This window comes from Serratia proteamaculans (assembly GCF_004684015.1).
GTDB lineage: Bacteria > Pseudomonadota > Gammaproteobacteria > Enterobacterales > Enterobacteriaceae > Serratia > Serratia proteamaculans_F.
Genome location: NZ_SRIA01000008.1, coordinates 39602 through 45810, shown reverse-complemented (window position 1 = coordinate 45810; position 6209 = coordinate 39602). Strand labels below are relative to the sequence as shown.

At 54.0% G+C, this 6209-nt stretch carries 4 protein-coding genes; 2 read left to right on the top strand and 2 right to left on the bottom strand.

What is annotated here, in order from left to right; genetic code table 11:
* Nucleotides 1–46 precede the first annotated feature (46 nt).
* Together glnS and nagE are read right to left on the bottom strand one after the other, a co-directional pair.
* The gene (gene glnS, locus E5C26_RS06235; protein WP_135315517.1) at nucleotides 47–1711 is read right to left on the bottom strand and encodes a glutamine--tRNA ligase; all 1665 of its coding nucleotides are present in this window, start codon (nucleotides 1709–1711) and stop codon (nucleotides 47–49) included.
* A 241-nt stretch (nucleotides 1712–1952) separates the two neighbouring features.
* A complete protein-coding gene (gene nagE, locus E5C26_RS06230) occupies nucleotides 1953–3899 on the bottom strand; it encodes a PTS N-acetyl glucosamine transporter subunit IIABC (RefSeq protein WP_135315516.1) in 1947 nt (648 codons plus the stop codon).
* A 334-nt stretch (nucleotides 3900–4233) separates the two neighbouring features.
* Between nagE and nagB the strand changes: the two genes are divergently transcribed.
* Nucleotides 4234–5034 carry a glucosamine-6-phosphate deaminase gene (nagB, locus tag E5C26_RS06225; RefSeq protein WP_012005664.1) on the top strand — a complete coding sequence of 267 codons (801 nt, stop codon included), beginning with the start codon at nucleotides 4234–4236 and terminating at the stop codon, nucleotides 5032–5034.
* Between the two features lie 18 nt (nucleotides 5035–5052).
* Nucleotides 5053–6192, top strand: coding sequence for an N-acetylglucosamine-6-phosphate deacetylase (gene nagA / locus E5C26_RS06220; RefSeq protein ID WP_135315515.1), 1140 nt, complete (start codon nucleotides 5053–5055; stop codon nucleotides 6190–6192).
* The last annotated feature ends 17 nt before the right edge of the window (nucleotides 6193–6209 follow it).

Genomic DNA, 6209 nt, shown 5'->3' with positions numbered 1-6209 from the left:
AGCGCAACCGAAGTTGCGCTTTATCGCGTTAGCTTTTGATCAGCACTCAGGCGCCAATTTTAGCCCAGGTATCGCGCAGGCCCACGGTGCGGTTAAACACCAGGTGCTCGGCCGAAGAGTCACGGCTGTCAGCACAGAAATAGCCTTCACGTTCGAACTGGTAGGCTTTTTCCGGCTGTGCGGCCGCCAGGCTTGGCTCAACAAAGCCGTGCTTGATGACCAATGACTCCGGGTTAATGGTGGTGAGGAAGTCCTCTGCCGCCGCCGGGTTTGGCACACTGAACAGACGGTCATACACGCGAATCTCCGCCGGCAACGCATGCTCGGCAGATACCCAGTGGATCACGCCTTTCACCTTGCGGCCATCGGCAGGATCCTTGCTCAACGTCTCAGGATCGTAGCTGCAGAAAATAGTGGTGATTTCACCTTCAGCGTCTTTCTCAATGCGTTCCGCCTTGATCACGTAGGCATTGCGCAGGCGAACTTCTTTACCCAGCACCAGGCGCTTGTATTGCTTGTTGGCTTCTTCACGGAAGTCGGCGCGATCGATATAAATATCACGGCTGAACGGCACTTCACGGCTGCCCATTTCCGGCTTGCTCGGGTGGTTAGGCATGCTTACCATTTCCACGCCGCTGGTCAGGTTTTCAATGACTACCTTCACCGGATCCAGCACGGCCATCGCACGCGGTGCGTTCTCGTTCAGCTCTTCACGAATACAGGCCTCAAGCGCCATCATTTCGACGTTGTTATCCTGCTTGGTCACACCGATACGCTGGCAGAATTCGCGGATTGACGCAGCGGTATAACCACGGCGACGCAGACCGGAAACGGTCGGCATACGTGGGTCATCCCAGCCTTCAACGATTTTCTCGGTCACCAACAGGTTCAGCTTGCGCTTCGACATGATGGCGTACTCAAGATTCAGGCGCGAGAACTCGTACTGACGCGGATGACAAGGGATGGTGATGTTATCCAGCACCCAGTCATACAGACGACGGTTGTCCTGGAACTCCAGCGTACACAGCGAATGGGTGATCCCTTCCAGCGCATCGGAAATGCAGTGGGTGAAATCGTACATCGGGTAGATGCACCATTTGTTGCCGGTCTGATGGTGTTCAGCAAATTTGATACGGTACAACACCGGATCGCGCATCACGATAAACGAGGAAGCCATGTCAATCTTGGCACGCAGGCAAGCGCTACCTTCGGCGAATTCGCCGTTGCGCATTTTTTCAAACAGCGCCAGGTTCTCTTCCACGCTGCGGCCACGGTACGGGCTGTCTTTACCCGGTGCAGTCAGGCTGCCGCGATATTCACGGATTTGCTCAGGCGACAGTTCGTCGACGTAAGCCAGACCCTTGTTGATCAGCTCCACCGCATAGTTGTGCAGTTGATCGAAGTAATCCGAGGAATAACGGACGTTGCCGCTCCACTCAAAGCCCAGCCACTCGACGTCATGTTTGATTGACTCAACGAACTCGATGTCTTCTTTTACCGGGTTGGTGTCATCAAAACGCAGGTTGCATTGGCCCTGGTAATCGCGAGCGATGCCGAAATTCAGGCAGATGGATTTCGCATGGCCGATATGCAGATAGCCATTTGGCTCCGGCGGGAAACGGGTATGAACTGACGTGTGTTTCCCGGACGCCAGATCTTCATCAACGATCTGACGGATAAAATTGGTTGGGCGGGCTTCAGCCTCACTCATTTCACTATTCCTCAATGCAAAGCGCTACTCATAACCGCCTATGTTCCAACAAGCCACGCCCGGAAACAACCGTTTGTTTCACGAAAAATGCGGAGCATTGCACCACAACAGGTCAAGGCGCTATTACGGGACAACCGCTGCCCATAAAAAAGCGGGAAGAGATTGCTCTCTTCCCGCCAAAGGTAGGGTGCGTTCCGTCATGACTCGTTAAACACCCTGGGTACTACTCAGGTAAAACGGTTTATTTCTGGATCTCGAACAGTTTGGTCTGGCCGGCGACCACAGAACCGGTCGCCAGCGCCGTCAGGCCGGCGTAATCGTCAGAGTTGCTGACCACTACCGGGCTGATCATCGAGCGGGCATTGGCGTTCAGGAACTCCAGATCCAATTCAAGGATTGGCTGGCCGGCTTTCACCTCAGCACCCTCTTCAACCAGACGTTTGAAGCCCTGACCATTCAATGCCACGGTGTCGATCCCCATGTGCACCACAATCTCCGCGCCCTTGTCGGTTTCCAGACAGAAAGCGTGGTTGGTGTTGAAGATTTTCACGATGGTGCCATCTGCCGGAGCAACTACGGTTTTGTCGGTCGGGCGGATCGCCAGGCCGTCGCCTACCGCTTTGCTGGCAAAGGCTTCGTCAGGAACCTGATCCAGGGCCACGACTTCACCGGTCACCGGAGCCACCAGCGACTCGAAGGCCACCTTCGGCGCATTAGGCACGGCCTGTGATTTAACGGTATTCACGCCAGGAGCCGGCGCCACTTCTGCCGCAGGCACCGGGCCGGTAGCAATCACCGCACGCATGCCGTCAGCAATGGCCTCGGCTTTGGAACCCACGATAACCTGAACGGTTTGTTTGTTCAGTTTCACTACGCCGGAAGCACCCAGGCGCTTACAGCTGGCATCCAGCACTTTGGAAGAATCTTTAACGGTCAGGCGCAAACGGGTGATACAGGCATCAATGCCGGTCAGGTTATCAGAACCGCCGATGGCACCAATATAGCTGCGAGACAGTGCACGCAGGCCTTCATCGGTATTGCTGTTGGCTTCAGGTGCGACGACATCGTCAGACGCATCTTCACGACCCGGAGTTTTCAGGTTGAACGCACGGATAATGATAGAGAACAGGACGAAGTACACCGCGAAGGCGACCAGGCCCATCAGCACAAGCATCCAGACGTTCTTGCTGGCAGCCGGCAAGTTGTACATCAACACATAGTCGATGGCCCCTGCAGAGAAGGAGAACCCGGCGTGAATACCCAGCAAGGTGGCTACAAACAGGCTGATACCGGTCAAAATGGCATGGACCAGATACAGCAGCGGAGCCAGGAACATGAACAGGAATTCAAGCGGTTCGGTCACACCGGTCAGGAAGGCAGTCAGGGCAACGGACAGCAACATACCGCCAACCATTGGGCGACGTTCTTTCGGCGCAGCGAAATACATCGCCAGTGCCGCACCCGGCAAACCGAACATCATGATCGGGAAGAAGCCGGACATGAACATCCCGGCAGTACCGTCACCCGCGTAGAAGCGGTTGATGTCGCCGTGGAAGATGGTACCGGCAGCATTGGTAAACTCACCAATCTGGAACCAGGCAATGGTGTTCAGAACCTGATGCAGGCCGGTTGGGATCAGCAGACGGTTAACGAAACCGAAAATGCCGGAACCGATAGCGCCCATCGAAACAATCCATTCACCGCCTGCGTGGATCGCATTCTGTACCGGTGGCCAGATATAACCAAAGATGGCAGCAAGGATTAAACAGAAAAAGCCGGTAGCGATTGGAACGAAACGCTTACCGCCGAAGAAGGAGAGGAACTCGGGCAGCTTGATGCCGGACCAGCGGTTATAGACCGCACCGCCCACCAGGCCGGTAATGATACCCGCCAGCACACCCATATTGATCGCCGGGTTAATGGTGACCATCGCCTTGGTCAGAATGAAGTAACCCACCGCGCCCGCCAATGCGGCTGAACCGGCATTGTCTTTCGACCAGGTTGCCGCCACACCGATAGCAAAGATTAACGCCAGGTTATCGAAGATTGATCCACCGGCCTGTGCGATGAATGAAATATTCAGTAAATCAGGTTGGCCGAAGCGTAGCAAAAGCGCCGCCACGGGCAGTACTGCGATTGGCAGTTGCAACGACCTGCCCAATCTTTGGAAAAAGCCGAGTATGTTCACCTTAATATTCCCCCTAATGCCCTTTTATGAGCTTTATCATATTTTACGCAAGCGCCATCACACACTGCGATTAACTCTGGACGAACGACAACACGTGGAGTGTAAAAAAATTATTTCGTATCGCAAATTAAAACCTCCTTTTTTGTGATTTACATCACCAAAAAGCAGTCTTAAGCTGCCACATTGCTAGCCATCACACAAAACTTATTTTATCATTAAAAAAATCATTGAACCTGAGGCATCACGTGAGAATCATAAAGCTGGGTTAGGCTTAAGACTCTCGTTCAGGCTCGAACCAGTATAGCTTTAGTTTACTTACCCCAAGAGGTGTTAGATGAGACTTATCCCACTGAAAGATACTGCACAAGTCGGCAAATGGGCCGCCCGCCATATCGTCCAGCGCATCAACGCATTCAAGCCTACAGCGGAGCGTCCGTTTGTGCTCGGCCTGCCAACCGGCGGTACCCCGCTGGAAGCCTACAAACATCTGATTGCGATGCACAAAGCAGGTGAAGTAAGCTTTAAGCATGTGGTGACTTTCAACATGGACGAATACGTTGGCCTGCCGCAGGAACACCCGGAAAGCTATCATACCTTCATGTACCGTAATTTCTTTGATCACGTTGATATCCCGAGTGAAAATATCAACCTGCTGAATGGTAATGCGCCGGACGTTGACGCCGAGTGCCGCCAGTACGAAGCGAAAATCAAATCCTACGGCAAGATCAACCTGTTCATGGGTGGCGTTGGCATCGACGGTCATATCGCGTTTAACGAACCGGCTTCATCGCTGGCCTCTCGTACTCGTATCAAAACCCTGACCGAAGATACTCGCATCGCCAACTCCCGCTTCTTCGGCGGTGATGTCAGCCTGGTGCCTAAATTTGCCCTGACCGTGGGCGTAGGCACGCTGCTTGATGCAGAAGAAGTGATGATCCTGGTGACCGGCCACGCCAAGGCACAGGCGCTGGAAGCCGCAGTGGAAGGCAATATCAACCACATGTGGACCATCAGTTGCCTGCAGTTGCATGCCAAGGCCGTTGTGGTGTGTGATGAGCCATCCACCATGGAACTGAAAGTCAAAACCGTTAAATATTTCCGCGAGTTAGAAGCGGAAAGCGTTAAGAGTCTTTAATTCTTGCAGGGGGCTACGATGTTCGCTTTAACCCACGGCCGTATTTATACCGGCCACGACGTACTTGACGACCACGCAGTTATTATCGCTGATGGGCTGATTGAACGAGTCTGCCCGCTGGCTGAACTGCCGGCCGGCATTGAAACGCGCGATCTGGGTGGCGCTATCCTGGCCCCCGGTTTGATCGACGTGCAGCTTAACGGCTGTGGCGGCGTGCAATTTAACGACTCGCTGGAGGCCATTTCGGAACAGACGCTGGAAATTATGCAGCGTGCCAACGAAAAATCCGGCTGTACCAGCTATCTGCCGACGCTGATCACCAGCAGCGACGAATTTATGAAGCACAGCATCGACGTGATGCGCGCTTATCTGAAGAAACACCCCAATCAGGCGCTTGGCCTGCATCTGGAAGGGCCGTACCTTAGCCCGCTCAAAAAAGGCACCCATAACCCGGCGTTTATCCGCAAACCGACCAGCGAGATGATCGACTATCTGTGCGCCAATGCCGATGTGATAACCAAAGTCACGCTGGCACCGGAAATGGTGGAGCCGCACTTTATCAAGCAATTGACCGAAGCAGGCATTGTAGTGTCCGCCGGTCACTCGAATGCCACCTACGATCAGGCCCGTATCGGTTTTGCCGCCGGTATCACCTTCGCCACTCACCTGTATAACGCCATGCCGTATATCACCGGGCGTGAACCTGGGCTGATGGGGGCGATTTTCGACACGCCTGAGGTCTATACCGGCATTATCGCCGACGGCCATCACGTGGCCTGGGCGAGTATCCGTAACGCCAAACGCATGAAAGGTGATAAATTGGTGCTGGTCACCGACGCCACCGCGCCGGCCGGTGCCGATATCGACCAATTTATTTTTGCCGGTAAAACAATATACTATCGTGATGGGCTGTGCGTGGACGAAAACGGCACCCTGAGCGGCTCAGCGCTGACCATGATTGACGCGTTAAAAAACAGCGTTGAGCACGTCGGTATTGCATTGGACGAAGCCCTGCGCATGGCGACGCTGTATCCGGCGCGCGCTATCGGCGTGGACCACCGTTTAGGCACTATCGAGCCTGGTAAAGTAGCGAACCTGACTGCCTTTACCCGTGATTTTAAAGTCACCAAAACGCTCGTTAACGGTAACGAGGTTTAATTTAATGAACAGCGAGT